Annotated in this window: 18 protein-coding genes; 6 read left to right on the forward strand and 12 right to left on the reverse strand. The window is 36.4% G+C overall.

Going from position 1 to position 15,542, the window contains the following annotated elements; genetic code table 11:
• The first annotated feature begins 1,465 nt into the window (after positions 1-1,465).
• The gene (gene cdaA, locus R2Q77_RS00320) at positions 1,466-2,260 is read left to right on the forward strand and encodes a diadenylate cyclase CdaA (RefSeq protein WP_316801712.1); all 795 of its coding nucleotides are present in this window, start codon (positions 1,466-1,468) and stop codon (positions 2,258-2,260) included.
• A 99-nt stretch (positions 2,261-2,359) separates the two neighbouring features.
• On the opposite strand, the gene R2Q77_RS00325 is transcribed toward cdaA, so the two are convergent.
• From R2Q77_RS00325 to R2Q77_RS00375, 11 genes are all read right to left on the reverse strand, one after another.
• Complete coding sequence (locus R2Q77_RS00325; RefSeq protein ID WP_316801713.1) at positions 2,360-2,770, reverse strand: BrxA/BrxB family bacilliredoxin; 411 nt, start codon at positions 2,768-2,770, stop codon at positions 2,360-2,362.
• A gap of 110 nt (positions 2,771-2,880) precedes the next feature.
• Positions 2,881-3,351 carry a CCC motif membrane protein gene (locus tag R2Q77_RS00330; RefSeq protein ID WP_316801714.1) on the reverse strand — a complete coding sequence of 157 codons (471 nt, stop codon included), beginning with the start codon at positions 3,349-3,351 and terminating at the stop codon, positions 2,881-2,883.
• A gap of 2 nt (positions 3,352-3,353) precedes the next feature.
• A complete protein-coding gene (locus R2Q77_RS00335; RefSeq protein ID WP_316801715.1) occupies positions 3,354-3,677 on the reverse strand; it encodes a DUF2752 domain-containing protein in 324 nt (107 codons plus the stop codon).
• A complete protein-coding gene (locus R2Q77_RS00340) occupies positions 3,661-4,089 on the reverse strand; it encodes a YkvA family protein (RefSeq protein WP_316801716.1) in 429 nt (142 codons plus the stop codon). Before R2Q77_RS00340 ends, R2Q77_RS00335 begins: the two co-directional genes overlap by 17 nt.
• Positions 4,090-4,107: 18 nt before the next feature.
• Positions 4,108-4,989 (reverse strand): YARHG domain-containing protein, encoded by an 882-nt coding sequence (locus R2Q77_RS00345; protein WP_316801717.1) that lies wholly within the window; start codon positions 4,987-4,989, stop codon positions 4,108-4,110.
• Positions 4,989-5,618: a DUF2306 domain-containing protein gene (locus tag R2Q77_RS00350; RefSeq protein WP_316801718.1), complete on the reverse strand. Its 630-nt coding sequence runs from the start codon at positions 5,616-5,618 to the stop codon at positions 4,989-4,991. Before R2Q77_RS00350 ends, R2Q77_RS00345 begins: the two co-directional genes overlap by 1 nt.
• A gap of 7 nt (positions 5,619-5,625) precedes the next feature.
• On the reverse strand, positions 5,626-6,036 hold the full coding sequence (locus R2Q77_RS00355; RefSeq protein ID WP_316801719.1) for a hypothetical protein: 411 nt from the start codon (positions 6,034-6,036) through the stop codon (positions 5,626-5,628).
• 11 nt (positions 6,037-6,047) lie between these two features.
• Positions 6,048-7,568 carry a GH3 auxin-responsive promoter family protein gene (locus R2Q77_RS00360; protein WP_316801720.1) on the reverse strand — a complete coding sequence of 507 codons (1,521 nt, stop codon included), beginning with the start codon at positions 7,566-7,568 and terminating at the stop codon, positions 6,048-6,050.
• Between the two features lie 15 nt (positions 7,569-7,583).
• Entirely contained in the window at positions 7,584-8,318 is a 735-nt protein-coding gene (gene lptB / locus R2Q77_RS00365; RefSeq protein WP_316801721.1) for an LPS export ABC transporter ATP-binding protein, read from the reverse strand.
• Positions 8,319-8,401: 83 nt separating this feature from the next.
• On the reverse strand, positions 8,402-10,105 hold the full coding sequence (recJ, locus tag R2Q77_RS00370; RefSeq protein ID WP_316801722.1) for a single-stranded-DNA-specific exonuclease RecJ: 1,704 nt from the start codon (positions 10,103-10,105) through the stop codon (positions 8,402-8,404).
• Between the two features lie 113 nt (positions 10,106-10,218).
• Positions 10,219-11,544, reverse strand: coding sequence for a sulfatase-like hydrolase/transferase (locus R2Q77_RS00375; protein ID WP_316801723.1), 1,326 nt, complete (start codon positions 11,542-11,544; stop codon positions 10,219-10,221).
• Between the two features lie 122 nt (positions 11,545-11,666).
• On the opposite strand from R2Q77_RS00375, the gene R2Q77_RS00380 reads away from it, so the two are divergent.
• Positions 11,667-12,431, forward strand: a complete 765-nt coding sequence (locus R2Q77_RS00380) for an MBL fold metallo-hydrolase (RefSeq protein WP_316801724.1) — start codon at positions 11,667-11,669, stop codon at positions 12,429-12,431.
• Positions 12,432-12,567: 136 nt separating this feature from the next.
• On the opposite strand, the gene R2Q77_RS00385 is transcribed toward R2Q77_RS00380, so the two are convergent.
• On the reverse strand, positions 12,568-13,155 hold the full coding sequence (locus R2Q77_RS00385) for a YceI family protein (RefSeq protein ID WP_316801725.1): 588 nt from the start codon (positions 13,153-13,155) through the stop codon (positions 12,568-12,570).
• Between the two features lie 247 nt (positions 13,156-13,402).
• Between R2Q77_RS00385 and R2Q77_RS00390 the strand changes: the two genes are divergently transcribed.
• The 4 genes from R2Q77_RS00390 (at position 13,403) to R2Q77_RS00405 (ending at position 15,486) form a co-directional block, all read left to right on the forward strand.
• Complete coding sequence (locus R2Q77_RS00390) at positions 13,403-14,002, forward strand: CDP-alcohol phosphatidyltransferase family protein (RefSeq protein ID WP_316801726.1); 600 nt, start codon at positions 13,403-13,405, stop codon at positions 14,000-14,002.
• Positions 14,003-14,062: 60 nt separating this feature from the next.
• Complete coding sequence (locus R2Q77_RS00395) at positions 14,063-14,395, forward strand: hypothetical protein (protein ID WP_316801727.1); 333 nt, start codon at positions 14,063-14,065, stop codon at positions 14,393-14,395.
• A 215-nt stretch (positions 14,396-14,610) separates the two neighbouring features.
• On the forward strand, positions 14,611-15,054 hold the full coding sequence (locus R2Q77_RS00400) for a DUF6585 family protein (protein WP_316801728.1): 444 nt from the start codon (positions 14,611-14,613) through the stop codon (positions 15,052-15,054).
• 18 nt (positions 15,055-15,072) lie between these two features.
• Positions 15,073-15,486, forward strand: coding sequence for a hypothetical protein (locus tag R2Q77_RS00405; RefSeq protein ID WP_316801729.1), 414 nt, complete (start codon positions 15,073-15,075; stop codon positions 15,484-15,486).
• Positions 15,487-15,542: the final 56 nt, after the last annotated feature.

Consider the following 15,542-nt stretch of genomic DNA (forward strand, 5'->3'; position numbering starts at 1 on the left):
CCTGTCTGGCGAAGACAATAACTTTATCCGCTGGCCGCGGGGGCTTCTCTTCTTTGGGCAACCAAAGAAGCAAAGTTGCCGGCTCGCAATCTTTCTTTTAAAGTAACTAATAAGGCTTGTCTAGTGCCCACCGAAACATTGACCATGCCGGTTTAAAAGCTTAACGGAGAAATCGTAATTTGGCCTTGTTGGGTGTAAATAGCAATTGCAAAATCATGCTAAACAAACTTTAAATCTTCTACTGTTCTAACCCAAGTACGCATCCGGCATAACAGCATTTCGCAGGAGAGCATATTAGAATTCTTGCAGAAATTTTAGTGTTCCCGAATAGCCAAGGGAATATGCAGCGGGCGCAGGGTTGTGAAAGGACTAAGCCTCATATTACCGCTATTGGAATTCTGATGATGCTATTCAAAAAAGGATGCAAGCCTTGATTTTTGTTTCTTTTTATCAAGAAAAAGAAAAAAGGCCCGTCTGGCTAAGACAATACTATCCAGCCGCTCGCCGCGGGGGCTTCTCTTCTTTGGGCAACCAAAGAAGCAAAGTTGCCGGCTCGCAATCTTTCTTTTAAAGTAACTACTAAGGCTTGTCCAGTGCCCACCGAAACATTGACCATGCCGGTTTAAAGGCTGAACGGAGAAATAGTAGTTAGGCCTTGCTGGGAGATAAGTACAGTTGCTAAATCATGCTAAACTAACTTTCATTTCTCTTTAACGTACCCAAGCACGCCACCGGCATAGCAGCATCTCGCCGAAGAGCATATTAGAATTTTTATACTTCCTTCCATGCTTCGAATAACCAAGGGAATATGCAGCGGGCGCAGGGTTGTGAAAAGGCCTAAGCCTCATATTGCCACTATTGGAATTCTGATCTTGCTATTCAAGAAAGGATGCAAGCCTTGATTTTTGTTTCTTTTTATCAAGAAAAAGAAAAAAGGCCGTCTGGCTAAGACAATACTATCCAGCCGCTCGCCGCGGGGCCTCTCTTCTTTGGACAACCAAAGAAGCAAAACCGAGCATTTCTGCGAGCTCATTGATACAAATAAAAACATAAACAACTATTAAATAGTTGCCGGCTCGCAATCTTTCTCTTAAAGTTAGTAATAAGGCTTTTTCAGTGCCCACCGAAACATTGACCATGCCGGTTTAAAAGCGTAACGTAGAAATAGTAGTTAGGCCTTTTTAGGAGGAAATTGCAAGTTTTCCATCATGCGAAACTAACTTTAAATTCCCCTTAACTTGCCCAAGCACGCCACCGGCATAGCAGCATTTCGCTGGAGAGCACGCTAAAATCCTTGTACCCACTTTCTTGCTTCGAAGCGATTTGGCCGGTCGAATTTCTCTAAAAAGAAGAAAAACAACATCAAACACTAAATCCTCAGCAAACTTCAAGTAGACAAGCACATTATCAATTAATCAGTTATTGAAAATTGTATACTGAAAACAGTTTTACTATCTTGCCGCAAATGAAAACAGCATTAGATTTTGATTTCGTAAAGTTCACGGTTACTGATGTTATAGACATTGTGCTGGTTGCACTACTAATCTACTATGTGTACACGCTTATTCGCAATACATTAGCCGTAAACCTATTAGTAGGCATGCTTATCATTGCTATTTTTTATAGAATAGTTGATGCTTTGCACATGAAACTTTTAACCGCCATCATAGAGAAATTTATGAGCGTAGGAATTATCGCCCTGATTGTAATTTTCCACCCGGAAATACGACGCTTTCTTTTATTAATTGGGAAAAATGCATTCTTACAGAAAAACAAAGCCTGGTGGGGTTATTTATTCGGTCGCAAAGAAATAGAAAGGAATAATCTTGCCCGTATAAAACCTATTATCGACGCTTGTAAAAGCATGAAAAAAACCCGAACAGGTGCATTAATTGTATTTGTTAAATTTTATGATGAACAATTTTTCGCAAATAGCTGCGAAGTTGTGGATGCTAAAATTTCTAAACGCTTACTTGAAAGTATATTTCAAAAGAACAGTCCGTTGCATGATGGAGCTGTTGTTATTTCAGAAAATAAGATTAAAAGTGCCAGTTGCATTTTACCTTTAACAGATAATGATCAGTTGCCTTCCCAATTTGGTTTAAGGCACAGGGCAGGAATCGGGGTGTCAGAAACTACAGATGCCGTGGCGGTTATTATATCAGAAGAAACCGGAGAAATATCTTACGCTAAACAAGGCAGGGTAAGAATGAATGTTTCTTTTGGAGAGCTTGAAAAGCTGCTTAATAAAGATTTTTAAATTTATTATCGGTCAACCTGCGGAACGAAGAATTTCTATATTGGCGTATATAAACAGCCTCAGTAGAGATTCTTCGTGCCTCAGCATGACAAATATTTATTAGCAATATTGCTCAAATGCTCCAATTAAGTTATCCGCAATCATTTGTGCAGGACGGCCTTCAATTTGGTGACGCTCGATCATGTGAACCAATTTACCATCTTTAAACAAAGCCATAGCTGGTGAAGATGGAGGAAAAGGCATCATGTAATTTCTTACCTGATCTACTGCTTCTTTTTCCATTCCTGCAAATACAGTAACCAATTTATCCGGGTGTTTTTCGTGTGCTGCTGCTGCTCTTGCCGCAGGGCGTGCATTAGCTGCCGCACAACCACAAACAGAATTTACCACAACTAAAACAGTCCCTTCGCCTTTAATGGCCTGATCTACTTCCTGTGCATTTTTTAACTCTTCAAAACCTACGTTAGTTAATTCCTTACGCATTGGTTCTACTAAATATTCTGGATACATTTATCTTCCTTTTTTTTATTTACTGATATCAACGTACAAAAATAAGAAAATCGAACAGTAGAAACTGTTCGATTTATATTTTTAAGGTAAAATTAAAAGTTATTCGTCTCTTACTGAAGACCTTTTTGTTGCAATAACTCTTTCATCATCTGTGGATCTCTAAGTGCAGCCCATCCAAAAATTGCGATAGATGCAATTAAAGCGATGATATATAATGCACTTAAAACAACGCCGATGATGGCGCAAATTTTACCTGCTTTAGTGTTTTTATAAGAGGATAATGAATATCCGTTAGGATTTAGGTTGTATTTTTTAATATCACCATTTGATAAAACCCAGGCAATAATTCCAAATACCAAGCCTATACCATAACAGCAGCAGCCAGGAATAGACAAAATACCTAAAACTAATGCGATGGTAGCATTAGGCAAATTTGGTTGCCCCATTCCTCCTCCAAACTGGCCAAATGGCGGCGGTTGTTGAAATGGTGGCGGTTGACCCGGTCCATTACCTATTGGTTCTACAGCATTTGACTCGTTCCTAATTGGTTCGAATGGTTGATTTTCTTGTTCTTCAGACATAGCTAATTTAGTAATTGGTGGTTGTATATTTTGTAAATGTAATTGATTATGATAATTACTGCAATACCTGCAAACACAATTTTTATCAACTGTGCTCCAAATTTAAAATCAAATTTAAGATGCAGCAGCGTAAAAATAACGATAAATATTAAAGGTACTGTTGCCGGATATAGTTTAAATGATTCAATAATATTGCCTCTAAACAAACTGATAACCGATCGCTGCAAGCCGCAACCGGGGCAATCTACACCCAAATGGGATTTCAACGGACAGGTTAAAAGGTGATGGCTTAACCAATCTAAAAAACCACTATGTTGATGCGCCATCTATACTTATTATATTATTCTGCTGGTCTTTCCAGATTTTATATTTCTCTAAATCCTTTACCACTTGTTTATAAACCAAATTTAAAACAAATACGTCATCAATTAAACCCAATACCGGAATAAAATCTGGCACGACATCAATGGGAGAGAGAAAATAAATTAAACCTCCTAAAATTGCTACAATAGAGCCTTTAGGTATTTCGGTATAATTACCATTTACATAATCTTTAGAAACGGCAAACAGCAATAAGAGTTTAGTCCAAACACCTTCTAAATCGCCCTTATTCGTTACGGCTTTACCCAGCGCATCCTGGATAGTTGCCGAAGCCTTTTTCGGATCACTTAGTACAACCGTTGCCTTATCTTTCGATTTTTTAAAAAAATCTAATATTTTTTGCCTGTTCAATTTCATAATAAAATGTATTACAAATTAACGACCAAAAGCATCGTAATTGTCTTCAGCATATTTTACAAAACGATCAATTAGCTTTATATTTTTGTTTTCTATTGCGGTAAGATCATTGTCTACGTTATTAGAAATGGGCACATACCATTCTACAGGATCGAAAAAATTCCTATAAGTTGCTTTTTTAAAAGCATAACCATGCCGCGCAAAAACTGTATTTTTAATAATCTGTAAATCCAGTTTCCGAAGGTTTTTTAAGTCACTTTCTGTTAATGCTGTAGTTGATGCATTTAATTTAAAAATTTCTTTTGAAGCACTTCTGTAAAAAGCATTAGTCATTGTATCTACTTTACCATCGTCTAACGTATCCATTTTACTCATCACTTTATGATCCGTCCAGTCTATATAATCAATTTCGTTTGGAAGCATCAGGTTAGCATTATAAACAAACTGTTTTCTCACCAATTTATACTTCTTTTTGGGCCATTTTAAATCTGTTTTATAAGCGGCCCAAACTCCTTTTAAAGTATCACCGTCTAATTTAATTTCAAAACGACCATCATATTTATCAGAACCGGGTTCGTCTAAAATAAAACTTATTTTACCACCGTCATCAGAAAGCTTACCCAACAAAGGACGGCTGTTTCCCGATACAACACTTTGAGCAATTACGGTATCTTTAGTTATTCTTTTAATTACGATGTTTAGTTTAGGCGTAGCGTCAGACATGTCGCCTTCGTATTCATCTTCAGTATCAACTAAAAAATCGCCTACCCAAAAACCATATAATTCTTTATGAATTTCTGTTTGCGCAACAGCTGTTTCAGTTTTTTGACCTGTTTTTTTCTTCTCTTTACACGAAAATATAAAAAGAGAAACCAATGCGAGGAATAAGAGCTTTTTCATTATACTATTTTTCTTTTAATAAACCATTCGGCGATCAATAAATTAGGTATCCAGCCCAACCAGGCTATAATTTGATAAACATCCATTGGCGCAGGATGAAATAAATATACTAAAATTACTTTCCAAAGCCGCAAAGTAATGGCCGAGCACGCTAAAGCAAAGCTGCGCCACATGTACTTTTTATGGTTAACCACATCACGTTTCAGTATAAAAATTATAGCTTTTAAAGTAAAGTAAAACCATAAAATACCTAATAAAACAAATGAAACTTTTGAAATGATCCCACCATTGGCGAAACAACCAATAAATATACCCGATGGTGCGGCAAACAACAACACTACACCAGCATAGAAATAGCCTAAAACCCGATGAACCTTTTTGTAACTGGATTGAATTTTAGTATTGAATTGTGTAAAGCCTGCAACCAATACAAAAATGGCACTGTAAACATGGAGGTAAAATAAAGGCAGATAAGATTTTATACTGCTTACCTCTGTTTGTTTTATTTGAAGAAAAGCAATTCCATTACTTGCAGGAATGTAGCGCAAGGTAATTTGAAGCATTAAAATAAAGAAATATGCAAAAAACAATACCCAAATGAGTTGTGTATAATTAAAATACTTCTTCATCGGAATTTTAAGGCTTTTTATTAAAAAGAACAAGCAACTTCCGGTCAAACGTTATAGGCACAAGGGTTGTGTTAGCCACATCATCTTCGTAAAGCTGTTTTTTAACCGGATCAAAAACAAACCTTGCAATTACAGGCATTCTGTCTTCATAACTCTCGTGAAGGTTAAAATCATAAGTCTTAGAATAGCTCTGAGCCAAATCAGCTTTAGGGTTAGGACTGCTTTCTAACATTAATCCAAATGATTGCCCGCCGTTTTTAACCACTCTTTCGTAAAGTCCCTTGGTGTATTGTTTGTATTTAGCCGAACTTTGTACAATCTTATAGGTTATACTGGCTTTGTAACTTTCCTTTTCTTGTGCAAAAACACTTGCAGATAGGAAACCAATTATAAAAAAAACAAATGCACTTTTCTTCATCAGGTCAAATTTTAGTGGTTGGATTTAATCATGTCTAAAATATCGTCTACATACTTGCGTTCGTTGGCTAAACGTGGCACTTTATGCTGTCCACCCAATTTATCTTTTGCCTTTAACCAGTTGTAAAATGTATTTGGAGGAGCATTATGTACTTGTGGACGGCGGAGTGCCATATCTTTAAAACGCTTGGCATCGTAATCAGAATTTACGTCTCTCAAGGTTTGGTCCATTATATCCACAAATTTTTCAAAGTCATGAGGTTGCTTATCAAATTCAATAATCCATTCATGTCCACCTGCATGCTCTCCTTTAAAATATATGGGTCCGGCTGTGTAGTCTTTAATTTCGGCACCCGTTTCCAAACATGCTTTTGTTAGGGCTTGTTCGGCATTGTCTATAATTACTTCTTCACCAAATGCATTGATAAAATGTTTGGTTCTGCCCGTAATTTTTATTCTGTAAGGTGATAATGAAGTAAACTGGATGGTATCGCCAATCATGTAGCGCCACAAACCTCCATTGGTAGAAATTACGATCGCATAATTTTTATAAAGCTCTACCTCTCCTAAAAGTAAGGCCATCGGGTTTTCATCATGAATATTTTCCATTGGAATAAATTCATAAAAAATACCATAATCAAGCATCAGCAACATTTCTTCAGAATTATCCTGGTCCTGAATGCCAAAAAAACCTTCGGAGGCATTATAAGTTTCCAGGTAATACATCTCATCTGATGGAATGAGTTGCTTAAACTGTTCGCGATAAGGTGCAAAATTTACGGCACCATGTACGTAAAGTTCTAAATTTGGCCATACTTCTAATAAGTTACTCTTTCCGGTAAGTTCGAGCACTTTCTTAGCCAAAACAATCGTCCATGTAGGCACTCCAGAAATGCTGGTTACATTTTCCTGGATAGTTGCCTCAGCCATCCGATCCATTTTTATTTCGTAATTGCCCATCAAGGCAATTGACATGTCCGGCGTACGGTAATATTCGGCCCAAATTGGCAGGTTTTTAATCAGCACAGCAGATAAATCGCCGTAAAAACAATCTTCATTTAACTGATTTACCTGGTGGCTGCCGCCCAACACCAAACCTTTACCAGTAAACATCTGATTATCCGGACGGTTATTGCAGTAAATAGAAAGCATATCTTTACCTCCTTTAAAGTGGCATTCTTCTAAACTTTCCTCCGAAACGGGAATAAATTTGCTTCTATCGCTGGTGGTACCGGATGATTTGGCAAACCATTTAATATCAGACGGCCAAAGGATATTTTGTTCTCCGGCCAGCATCCTTTCTATGTAAGGTTTTAAAGTATCATAATTTTGAATCGGAACACGTTCCTGATATTGCTGAGGGGTTAAAATAGATTTGTAATCGTATAATTTGCCCCATTCCGTATTTTCTGCACTATCTATAAGTGTATGAAACCACTCTTCCTGAACATCGTGGGGGTATTTCATAAAAAGCTCGATCTGGTGGATCCGCTTTTTCATTAACCAGGTAAAAATCGAATTTACAAATGCCATGTGCTTACCAGAAAATTAAAAATTCTTTCGTTTTAGAACGAAGTTAGAACCCAGGTATACTTTCCTAACCATTTCATTTTCGGCAAGTACCTCGGGCACACCTTGCTCTAAAATTTTACCTTCAAAAAGCAAATATGCTCTATCAGTAATGGAAAGTGTTTCCTGTACATTGTGGTCGGTAATCAGGATGCCAATATTTTTATGTTTCAGCTTTGCAACAATGGATTGAATTTCTTCTACCGCAATTGGATCTACTCCGGCAAATGGTTCATCCAAAAGAATAAAATTAGGATTTGCCGCTAAAGCCCGAGCGATTTCTGTTCTACGCCGCTCGCCTCCTGAAAGTAAATCGCCCCGGTTTTTACGAACTTTATGTAAACTAAATTCATTAATGAGTTCTTCTAATTTATCACGCTGTTCTTCTTTACTCATTTTACTCATTTCCAAAATGGCAAGGATATTGTCTTCAACCGTTAATTTCCTAAAAACAGAGGCTTCCTGGGCTAAATAACCAATGCCTTTTTGTGCTCTCCGGTACATGGCATCCTCTGTGATGTCTTCGTCCTCTAAATAAATACGACCTTGATTTGGCTTAATCAGCCCAACAATCATATAAAATGAGGTGGTTTTTCCCGCACCATTTGGCCCCAAAAGTCCAACAATTTCTCCCTGGCTTACGTTAAAAGAAACATCATTTACAACGGTTCGTTGTTTATATTTTTTAACCAGGTTTTCGGCTTTTAAGATCATATATATTGATATTTCGTCAATCTGAATTTGTTTCAGAATCTATTTAACAAGTTGCTGAAACAAGTTGAGCAAGACGATTGGTTTTAATTGTTAACTTTTATTCCTTTAATGTTTAATTGCAAACGTCTTTTTTCACGCCATACATTTTCTTCAATTGTATAACAAACGGAAAAAGGAACTTTTGGTTGCAAAAGATTTTCAAATTCTGCCAATCCAAAAGCGATGCCTTCAAAAATACTGGAATTTTGTTGTTTTATATTAATTTTTAGATGATTTGCTCCAACAATCATTGCATGCTGGGCAAGGTAGACATTGTGTGTTACAAAAACCGGCGACATATTCTCGGGACCAAAAGGACCCATTTGGGCTAAAACTCTAAAAAACTTACCGTCAATCTGAGCCAGTTCAATCTCGGCATCAATTTTAATCATCGGGGTTAATAGTTCATCTGTAATACTCGCAGCAACAATTTCTTCAAATTTTTCTGATAGGGCGTTTACATTGTCTTGCTGCATGGTTAAACCTGCGGCAAATTTATGCCCACCATACTGGTCCAGTAAGTCGGCACAACCACTCAGCGCTTCATACAAATCAAAACCGGCAACCGAACGACAGGAACCTGCTACCAATCCGTTAGATTTTGTGAGTACAATTGTTGGCCGATAATATTTTTCTGTTAACCTCGAAGCTACAATTCCGATTACGCCTTTATGCCAGTTTTCATTAAAAACAACAGTAGTTTTGCGGTTAATCAAAATTTCACTCTCATCAATTAAGGCCAGCGCTTCACGGGTAATGTCCTGGTCAAACGTTTTCCGCTCTGTATTTTTCAGGTTAATCAGTTCACTTTGTTCTGCAGCATTTACTTCCTCATCGCAAAGCAGCATTGCGACTGCATGTTTTGCATGATCGATACGCCCTGCGGCATTAATTCTTGGGCCTAAAGTAAATACCACATCCATAATGCTATAATTTTCGGTTTTACCAGAAATTTCCATTAAAGATTTTAATCCCTGGCAAGGATTGGTATTGAGTTTTCTTAATCCATAAAAAGCTAAAATTCGGTTTTCGCCAACTACAGGAACAATATCTGCAGCTATACTAACCATTACCAGATCCAGGTATTGCAGATAAGTATTTTGAGGTAAATTATGCTTTTGAGCATAAGCCTGGGCCAATTTGAAGCCGATTCCACACCCGGCCAATTCTTTAAAAGGATATTCGCAATCGCTTCTTTTTGGATCTAAAACGGCAATGGCCTTGGGCAGTTCATCACCGGGTAAATGGTGATCGCAAATGATGAAATCAATATTCAAAGTATTGGCATACTCAATTTTATCGATGGATTTAATTCCGCAGTCTAAAGCAATTATTAATGTAAATCCATTGGCATGTGCATAATCAATTCCGGCTGTAGAAATGCCATAACCTTCCGAATAACGATCAGGAATGTAATATTCAATTTTCTTAGTGAGTTGCAGAAAAAAACTATAAGCCAGTGCAACAGAAGTGGTTCCATCTACATCATAATCTCCATAAATCAGGATTTTTTCTCCATCGGCCATTGCTTTTTCAATGCGGTTAATGGCTACATCCATATCCTTCATTAAAAAAGGATCGTGAAGGTGTTCTATTTGCGGCCTGAAAAAATCTTTTGCCTGGTCGAAATCGCAAATATTCCTATTGACTAAAATTTCCGCAAGCTTTCGGTCTATATTAAGTTGTTCAGCTATTTTTGTTACGGTATCATCATTGCATTTTGATGCCAGCACCCATCTTTTTTCCATCTATTATTGTTTCCGAACAGTAAATATACATTTTAATTGAAAATCTTACCAGTCCTTTTAAGGCCATAAAACATTTCATTTAAAAGCATTATACGAAAAATATTGGTATTTACTTATTTAGAATTGCCCGGATATTCTTTAAAAAGTTTTAAAAGATGCACTTTCTGCTGCACAAATTTAGGGTCATCAATTAAGTTTACCCTTTCAGATGGGTCCCAGGAAAGATTGAATAACTCAACCAACTCCTGATTATCTTTTTTAGTAATTCTTAATTTCCAATCGCCATCTTTCACGCCTTCCAAAACGTAATTGTGGTAATAAATTGGACGGTGTATTTTTTGATCATTTTTATTCGTTAGCAAACCTGAAACAGATTCACCATCATAAATTTTCTCCGGAAGTTTAGTTTTCGTCCACTCAGCAAGCGTTGGAAAAACATCAAGATTAGAAAACGGCTTTGTAAGCTGTCCGTCTGTTAAGGTGTGCCCTTTCCAATATACAATAAAAGGAACGCGGTGGCCACCCTCGTAAGAAATGGCTTTCGACCCTCTAAAAATACCGGCAGAACCTACATGATAAAATTTAGTGAATCCATCTTCGTACATTCTTGCAGGGGCATTAATCCAGGGTCCATTATCACTGGTAAAAATGAAAATGGTATTATCTGCCTGCCCCGAAGCCACAACTTGTTTCCAAATTTGTGCTAAGCCTGTATCCATATCTTCGATCACATCGCCCAATTCTCCTCCGGCTGATTGATTTTTTCTGCTCTTTTGAGCGGCAAAAGCAACAGGTAAATGAGGCATATTCTGAGCTAAGTACAAAAAGAATGGTTTTTTGCTTTTGGCACTTCTTTTTATAAAATCAATAGATTCTTTGGTATACAAGCCGGTTAAAGTACTATCCTGTGGTTTGTAAATCTCAGGCTTGGTGTTTCTGAATATCTTAATGGTTGTATCTGTTTTTACGTAAGGTGCCCGGTAATCGTGGCTGTACAGCATTCCATAAAACTCATCAAAACCCTTTTTATTTGGTAGTGAAACGCCATAATCGCCCAAATGCCACTTCCCTACCAAAGCTGTGTTATAACCAGATGTTTTAAGCATTTGTGCTATGGTTATCTCATCTTCTGGTATTCCTCGTTTATCGCCAGGACCAATTGGCCAGGGCAAATCCATCCTACTGCAATATCGTCCAGTTAACAACGATGCTCTTGAGGGTGTACAGGTTGGCGAAGTGGTTACAAAATTTGTAGCTTTAATCCCTTTACTGGCCATGCCATCCAAAAAAGGTGTTTTTATCAAGGGGTTTCCATAACAGGATATATCACTGTAACCCATATCATCAGCCAGTACAATAATTACATTTGGTTTTTGCTGTGCCGATAAGGCTGTAGCCACGGTTAAAAGGAATATAAAAATTGGCAGTGCTTTCTTCATGGAACAAATTTGCCTCAATTTAGGAATGATTTTTTACAATTAAAGGAAGTAACCAGGCTTTTACCAAAACGATACTGCAAATAGATTGTTAACTTTGCATTGAAAAAATAAATTTAGATATTTTGCAAGTTTACACCTTATTTGAAGGAACTTACTCTGTTGATGCCAGCAAGAAATTTGTTCCGTTTGATCCTGCCATACACAGTTTTAAAGAGCGGCCCGCATCTTTATTTATTAACGTTCAGCCGTTTTTAGTGGAATTGAAAGATGACCTTGTTTTATTTGACACCGGACTGGGTTTCAGCGACGAACAGGGAGAATTAATTTTACATAAAAACATTCGAAATGCAGGTTTCGATCCTACTGATGTAACCAAAGTATTGATGTCGCATTTACATTTTGACCACTCAGGCGGAATGGTGCACAACCAGGGAAATAAAGTAGAATTGAGTTTTCCTGACGCTGAATATGTAATCAATCGGGGCGAATGGGAAACGGCTTTCAGTACAAAGTCTTCTTCTTACCGTACCGAGATATTTGATTTTGTACAACGTAATGCTCAGATTGAATTTGTAGAGGGTAATGGAAAATTAAATGAATTGATTAGTTATGAATTTACAGGCGCACATACGCCAAACCATCAGGTTTTCTTGTTAACAGAAGGTAATCAAAAAATATTTTTCGGTGGTGATGTTTTACCCGAACCTGAGGAGCTGGTTAAAAACTTTATTGCTAAATATGATTTTGACGGGCGTAAAGCAATGGAATTACGCAAAGATTTTGGTAAAAGAGCCGCTGAAGAAAATTGGGAGTGTTTATTTTATCACGGCAAAAGTGCTGCAACAGGCTTTGTAGATGAAATTGAGGGTGGATTTAAAATCAGATAAAATATTTGTAAAACAATGGTTTGGCCTCGCGCGCTGTTTAACCACATCATTAACCTCAAAGGCTAAATCAAAAAGCATAAAAAACAAAAAAGGCTTACTCAATGAGTAAGCCTTTAATTCTCCAATAAGGAAATAATTATTTTTTCGCTACTAATTTCACTGCGATTTCGAAGTTATCATCAATTGCTTTGTCGCCAATGCTATCAAAGAAAGATTTCGAACCGTATCTGATGTCATATTTAGTTCTGTCAACTAAAATTTTACCCGCCAAAGCAGATACAGTACCATCAGCATTTACCGCTACAGTTGCAGGAAAACTTAATGGTTTAGTAATGCCTTTAATGGTTAAGTTACCTGAAACAGTTACGTTAGCACCAGAACCAGCAACTTTAGTAATGACGAAAGTTGAGGTTGGAAATTTAGCAACGCCAAAGAAATCGTCAGCTTTTAAGTGACCTTCTAATTTTTCACTTCCATCAGCATCTTTTATTGAGTTCATATCAATGGTGAAAGTTCCACCAGTTACATTTTTACCATCAACGTTTAACGATCCTGATTTTAAAGTGATTGTTCCGTTGTGAGAACCTGTTACTTTTTTACCAACCCATGTAATGGTCGATTTTGCTGCATCAACAGTATAAGTAACTGGTTTTGTAGGGTTTTTAAAAGCTGACAATGCGACTACTGCCACTAATAAAAAGATTGAGCTGATTTTTAATTTCATTTTCTGGTTTTTTAATTTTTTGTAAAGGTATGTAAATGGTCTATCTCTTGTTATTGACCTATGTTAAGATTTTAAAAATAATTAGAATTATTTTAATTAAGTGGATAGAATAAAAATTAAGCAGAAGGTTTAATCTGTTTATAGATTAATATAGTTCACAGGGATAAAAACTACCTTAAATCGTTACACAGCAGATTAGTTACAACAAAAATTATCGTTAATATTGTGTTATCATTTAACGCTAACCATGAATTTACCTCAAATTTTAATCTTATCCAGATTTTTAAGTGCTCCTGTTATTGTTGCCGCTGCCTATTTTATGGGCGAAAGTTCTAAAACTTTAATTGTTGTGCTCATGTACATTGGGTTATTTACAGATATTTTTGATGGAATTATTGCCCGCAAACAAAACATATCTACAGAGAAACTTCGAAGATTAGACAGCCAAACCGACCTGGTTTTCTGGTTATCTATTGCCATTGCGACATGGATTTTAAGGGCTGATATTCTTAGAGACAACTTAACAGGCATCTGGATTATCCTGATAATGGAAGCGCTTTGTTATGTAATAAGCCTCATTAAGTTTAAGAAAGAAACCTGCACCCATGCCATTATCTCAAAAATATGGGGCATTACGCTAATTATAGCCTTCACAAACCTCATTGGTTTTAATCAAGCTGGTTTTACTTTTTATTTAACACTTATTGTAGGCCTGATATCACACCTGGATGTAATACTGATTATTTTAATTTTGCCTGAATGGAAGCATGATATCCCCAGTTTTTACCATGCCATCCAGATTAGAAAAGGAAAAGAAATTAAACGGAATAAATTATTTAACGGTTAGGCATTTAGAAAAAACAGTCTTAGCAATTGTTGTAGAATCTATTTCCATAGAAATTTAAACATGAAAACTCAGAACAAACTAAATGATACGGATCTTCCGGAAAACCTTAAAAAAGGCCTTGAAGACCTTTCGGGTAGGTGTATAGACGATGTTAAAGTCCATTACAATGCTGGTAAACCGGATCAGCTGCATACTGAAGTTTTTAATCAGGAATCTAATATCCAACAGGAAAATCATTTACCTCATGAAGCGTGGCATGTAGTACAACAAAAACAAGGAAAGGTTAAGCCAACTGGGGTTATACAGCCATCAAATATTAATTTAAACGAGGATGAAACTTTAGAAAAAATTGCGGATGAGATGGGCGAAAAAGCTTTAAAACAATCAAAATAATTAGTCATTTCCACGTGGTAAAAATCTGAAAAACAACAGATAAAAAGGAGCATTCTTTTAAAATTTCATCAATATAGATTCTTCTTTTTAAAAGGTCATTTTATATATTAGTGCATCATTTACTAATTATTCTTTATTTTTTTAATTATATCTGAACTAATATTTAATCGCTAACCGGATTAATTTTACCTATTGTAAACTAAAATCTAAGATAAATGGGAGAACTATTATTCGAAATTAAGAGCAGAAAGTCCTTAATAATCATTCATTGCATTATTGCCTTTGCGGTAGCCCTTATAGCCATTGCCTACAGTGTTTCGGTATGGACGGAAATGGGAACTGGATTTAAAATATTTGTATTGTTTATAGCTGCATTATGTTTGTGGTATGGCTATGACAGGATAAAAACTTTAAAAAGTAAAATCTCTTTTTACAGTGACGGAATGGTTATCCATAGAGGATCATCTGTAAAAACCTTAATGCTAACCGATATTCAAAGCTATAAATATGTTCAAAAGCGTGATGAATTTGAATTCATTTTTACCAAAACCGATGACAGTACAATCGCACTAAGTTCTGATGATTATGAAAACTTAACTACTTCCCTTGATCAATATGGCAAGTTGGTGGGTTTTGAACTAAGAACCACATTTCAGTAACCAATAAATTTTAAATATATGCCTCTTTCTTTAATCATTACACTTATCGTTATTGTTGCATGCGTTCCAATTGCATATGGTTTTTTCATCGGGAAAAAACTAAACGATTATTTAAAAAACAATCCCACAAAAGCTTTTATCGCCTTTTTAGGAAGTGAACGTCGACAAGGTGTTTACGTGCATAAGGTTTTAAGTCAAAGCTTAGATAATGAGTATAAAAGAACCGCTTTGGGTCAGCTGAGTGGCTTTACGGTAAATGCCGGCGAAGTTGAATTAGAAATAGAATGGATTTCGCAAAGCCATAATGTTGTGCTTAACAAAATAACCTATACTTATAATGGTAAGGTACAACAGAAATTTCATACAGAAGCCGGCAAAAAGTATACGCTTAAATATGATAAAAAAACGAACGAATTCTTTTTGAAGAGTTAACAATACCCTAAGCAACGGAAAGCAAAGTCCTTGCGTTATCAAAAATAATAGCGTTT

The sequence above is a fragment of the Pedobacter nototheniae genome, assembly GCF_032678625.1.
In the GTDB taxonomy this organism is placed as follows: domain Bacteria; phylum Bacteroidota; class Bacteroidia; order Sphingobacteriales; family Sphingobacteriaceae; genus Pedobacter; species Pedobacter nototheniae_A.

Excerpts from the sequence above, each read along its gene's own strand:
- cdaA (WP_316801712.1), top strand. The coding sequence starts at position 1,466 with ATGAAAACAGCATTAGATTTTGATTTCGTAAAGTTCACGGTTACTGAT.
- R2Q77_RS00325 (WP_316801713.1), bottom strand. The coding sequence starts at position 2,770 with ATGTATCCAGAATATTTAGTAGAACCAATGCGTAAGGAATTAACTAAC.
- R2Q77_RS00330 (WP_316801714.1), bottom strand. The coding sequence starts at position 3,351 with ATGTCTGAAGAACAAGAAAATCAACCATTCGAACCAATTAGGAACGAG.
- R2Q77_RS00335 (WP_316801715.1), bottom strand. The coding sequence starts at position 3,677 with ATGGCGCATCAACATAGTGGTTTTTTAGATTGGTTAAGCCATCACCTT.
- R2Q77_RS00340 (WP_316801716.1), bottom strand. The coding sequence starts at position 4,089 with ATGAAATTGAACAGGCAAAAAATATTAGATTTTTTTAAAAAATCGAAA.
- R2Q77_RS00345 (WP_316801717.1), bottom strand. The coding sequence starts at position 4,989 with ATGAAAAAGCTCTTATTCCTCGCATTGGTTTCTCTTTTTATATTTTCG.
- R2Q77_RS00350 (WP_316801718.1), bottom strand. The coding sequence starts at position 5,618 with ATGAAGAAGTATTTTAATTATACACAACTCATTTGGGTATTGTTTTTT.
- R2Q77_RS00355 (WP_316801719.1), bottom strand. The coding sequence starts at position 6,036 with ATGAAGAAAAGTGCATTTGTTTTTTTTATAATTGGTTTCCTATCTGCA.
- R2Q77_RS00360 (WP_316801720.1), bottom strand. The coding sequence starts at position 7,568 with ATGGCATTTGTAAATTCGATTTTTACCTGGTTAATGAAAAAGCGGATC.
- lptB (WP_316801721.1), bottom strand. The coding sequence starts at position 8,318 with ATGATCTTAAAAGCCGAAAACCTGGTTAAAAAATATAAACAACGAACC.
- recJ (WP_316801722.1), bottom strand. The coding sequence starts at position 10,105 with ATGGAAAAAAGATGGGTGCTGGCATCAAAATGCAATGATGATACCGTA.
- R2Q77_RS00375 (WP_316801723.1), bottom strand. The coding sequence starts at position 11,544 with ATGAAGAAAGCACTGCCAATTTTTATATTCCTTTTAACCGTGGCTACA.
- R2Q77_RS00385 (WP_316801725.1), bottom strand. The coding sequence starts at position 13,155 with ATGAAATTAAAAATCAGCTCAATCTTTTTATTAGTGGCAGTAGTCGCA.
- R2Q77_RS00390 (WP_316801726.1), top strand. The coding sequence starts at position 13,403 with ATGAATTTACCTCAAATTTTAATCTTATCCAGATTTTTAAGTGCTCCT.
- R2Q77_RS00395 (WP_316801727.1), top strand. The coding sequence starts at position 14,063 with ATGAAAACTCAGAACAAACTAAATGATACGGATCTTCCGGAAAACCTT.
- R2Q77_RS00400 (WP_316801728.1), top strand. The coding sequence starts at position 14,611 with ATGGGAGAACTATTATTCGAAATTAAGAGCAGAAAGTCCTTAATAATC.
- R2Q77_RS00405 (WP_316801729.1), top strand. The coding sequence starts at position 15,073 with ATGCCTCTTTCTTTAATCATTACACTTATCGTTATTGTTGCATGCGTT.